This window comes from Rhodopseudomonas sp. BR0C11 (assembly GCF_010820945.1).
GTDB classification, from domain to species: Bacteria; Pseudomonadota; Alphaproteobacteria; order Rhizobiales; family Xanthobacteraceae; genus Rhodopseudomonas; species Rhodopseudomonas palustris_H.
Map to the genome: position 1 here is coordinate 1 of NZ_QTKI01000574.1, position 2,264 is coordinate 2,264.

4 protein-coding genes and 1 pseudogene are annotated in these 2,264 nt (G+C 65.8%); 4 read left to right on the forward strand and 1 reads right to left on the reverse strand.

From position 1 onward, the window contains the following. The 4 genes from DYI24_RS25285 to mnhG all read left to right on the forward strand — a co-directional run. A partial coding sequence (locus DYI24_RS25285) for a proton-conducting transporter transmembrane domain-containing protein (protein ID WP_283810900.1) occupies positions 1–850 on the forward strand: 850 nt, incomplete at its 5' end. Continuing rightward, entirely contained in the window at positions 847–1,335 is a 489-nt protein-coding gene (locus tag DYI24_RS25290; protein WP_164574270.1) for a Na+/H+ antiporter subunit E, read from the forward strand. The genes DYI24_RS25285 and DYI24_RS25290, both read left to right, overlap by 4 nt. After that, positions 1,332–1,613: a K+/H+ antiporter subunit F gene (locus tag DYI24_RS25295; protein WP_107344711.1), complete on the forward strand. Its 282-nt coding sequence runs from the start codon at positions 1,332–1,334 to the stop codon at positions 1,611–1,613. The genes DYI24_RS25290 and DYI24_RS25295 overlap by 4 nt, the downstream gene beginning before the upstream one ends. After that, positions 1,610–1,987, forward strand: a complete 378-nt coding sequence (mnhG, locus tag DYI24_RS25300) for a monovalent cation/H(+) antiporter subunit G (RefSeq protein WP_164574271.1) — start codon at positions 1,610–1,612, stop codon at positions 1,985–1,987. Before DYI24_RS25295 ends, mnhG begins: the two co-directional genes overlap by 4 nt. Before the next feature lie 17 nt (positions 1,988–2,004). Here the strand turns inward: mnhG and DYI24_RS25305 are convergent. Continuing rightward, positions 2,005–2,264, reverse strand: a pseudogene (locus DYI24_RS25305) (YggS family pyridoxal phosphate-dependent enzyme); the annotation flags it as partial.

Here is a 2,264-nt window from a genome sequence, read left to right on the forward strand (position 1 = left end):
GATCTACATCCTGCTGCGACTGTCGCTGCTATTCTTTGGCGCCGGCAGCGGCGCTTCGGCACTGTTCGGCAGCGAGTGGCTGATCGCCGCCGGCATCGCCACCATTCTGTTCGGATTGATCGGCGCGCTGGCATCGCAGGAAATCTCGCGGCTCGCCGGCTACGCGGTGCTGGTATCGTCCGGCACCGTGCTGGCGGTCGCGGCCGCTTCCGGCAAGCCTGCGGTCACAGCCTCGGCGCTGTTCTATCTGGTGAGTTCGACACTCGCGATCGCCGCGTTCTTCATGCTGATCGAACTGCTGGAACGCGGCCGCGATCCCGGTGCCGACATGCTGGCGGTGACGCGCGAAGCCTACGGCGAGGACATGCCTGACGATCCGGACGCCGAGGAAGTCGGGATGGTGATCCCCGCCTCGATGGCGATCCTCGGCTGGTGCTTCGTGGGTTGCGCCGCAGTAATCGCCGGCCTGCCGCCTGTGTCCGGCTTCATCGCCAAATTCGCGATGCTGACTGCGTTGCTCGGCGAAGACACCGGCAGCAGCATCTCGCCGCTGCACTGGACGCTGCTGGCTCTGCTGATGGCGTCCGGCCTCACCATGCTGATCGCGATGACCCGCGCCGGCATCCGCACGCTGTGGACGCCCAGCGAGCGGGCCGATCCGCGGGTGCGGCTTGCGGAGATCGTCCCGATCGCACTACTGCTCCTCGGCTGCGCGGCGATGACCGTGCAGCCGCAGGCGGCGATGACCTACATGCAGGGCGCTGCCAATTCGCTACATGCGCCGGCCGCCTATACCGACAGCGTGCTGGCGCCGGTTGCGACGCGGGTGAAGACCGGAGGCGGCTCATGAACAGGGTGCTGCCCTTCCCGCTGATTTCGCTGTGCCTGCTGGCGATGTGGCTATGGCTGAGCCAGAGCATCGCGCTCGGACCAATTCTGCTCGGCAGCCTGTTCGCGTTGATCGGCGGCTGGCTGCTCAGCCTACTGCAATCGGACTCCGACCATGTCCGCAATCCAGGCGCGATCATCCGGCTGACCGGTTTGGTCCTGATCGACGTGGTGCGGTCCAATATCGCGGTCGCCAGCATCATCCTCGGCGGCCAGCGCGACAACATCACCTCCGGCTTCGTCGATATCCCGCTCGATCTTCGCAGCCGTCAGGGGCTCGCGGTGCTGGCCTGCATCATCACCTCGACGCCCGGCACGCTGTGGGTGAACTTCACCCGGGAGACCGGCGTGCTGCAGCTTCACGTGCTCGATCTGGTCGACGAGAGCGAGTGGGTCGAACGCATCAAGGGACGCTACGAGCGTCTACTGTTGGAGATCTTCGAATGAGCAGTCTGGTGCTGACCTGGTCGGTCGTGATTGCGCAGGTGATGCTCGCCCTCGCCATGGCCTGCGCTGCCTATCGGATGCTGGTCGGTCCCCGCGCGCAGGACCGCGTGCTGGGGCTGGACACACTGTACGTCAACGCCATGCTGTTGATGCTGACCGTCGGCATCCGCACCGGCACCGACGTTTATTTCGAAGCGGCGCTGATCATCGCCCTGCTCGGCTTCGTCGGCACCGTGGCGCTGTCGAAATTCCTGATGCGCGGCGAGGTGATCGAATGACCCACGCGGCGGATCTTCCAGCCTGGGCGGCATGGATCGTAGCGTTGCTGCTGCTGTTCGGCGCCGGCATCACGCTGATCGGATCGATCGGGCTGCTGCGGCTGCGCGGCTTCTACCAGCGCGCCCATGCGCCGACGCTGGGGACCACACTCGGCACCGCCTTCATCGTCGCCGCGTCGATGCTGTGCTTCTCGCTGCTGCAGATGCGCCCGCTGCTGCACGAGGTGCTGATCCTCGGCTTCGTCACCATCACCACGCCGGTGACGCTGATGCTGCTGGTCCGCGCCGCCCTGTTCCGCGACACCGCCGAAGGACGCATCGACGACGTCCGGCAACGCGCCAAGCGCAAGCCGCGCAAAGAAGAGCAACTCTGAGATTTGGTCTGGCGGGTCTACCGATCGAAGCTTGCCTGCGGCCAATAGAACCTGTCGGTGGTCGGCCGTCCGCCAAAGATCGCCTGTCCGACCCGCACCACGGTCGCCCCCTCCTCGATCGCGACTTCGAAATCGCCGGACATCCCCATCGACAGTTGCGTCAGGTCGGGATGGATCTTCACCATGCGATCCCGCAGATCGCGCAGCAGCCGGAAGCAGCCGCGAACGCGTTCAGTGTCAGCGCCGAAGACCGCCAGCGTCCTCAGGCCGCGTGGCT